This is a genomic window from Wolbachia endosymbiont of Tuta absoluta (genome assembly GCF_059414725.1).
Window position 1 is genome coordinate 1 of record NZ_JBNRJY010000500.1, and the last position, 365, is coordinate 365.

1 pseudogene is annotated in these 365 nt (G+C 36.2%); it reads right to left on the bottom strand.

The features are described from left to right. Positions 1–130 (bottom strand): annotated as a pseudogene (locus ACJ5GX_RS05580) (phosphate acyltransferase PlsX); the annotation flags it as partial. Positions 131–365: the final 235 nt, after the last annotated feature.

The following is a 365-nucleotide window of genomic DNA, read 5'->3' on the forward strand; positions in this document are numbered from 1 at the left end:
AATCTTTGCGATGTCTAAGTGCAAAAGAGGGTTTATCATTTGGAAGAACATTATCAGAGCAATGGGTAAATTCGGAGTTATCGCTTACTTTTTTGTATTTTGAAAGCAAAGGAGATATTTCTTTCTGATCGATCACAGCGCATGTCGTTTCGGAACTCTGTACACCTATGCTGCCTGTAGCTGTAAGTATCATATTCGTCGTTATATTATCTTGACGACCGAACAAACTGTAATGTAAAGTCTTACCAGCAATAAATAACAATACGTAGCCAGCTTATGCTTCAGTTTGTTGAATAAATTTAAATGTCTACCACTCATGGAGATGCCAGTTTTACGTGTAACATGTAAAAAGTACAAGTAGTAAG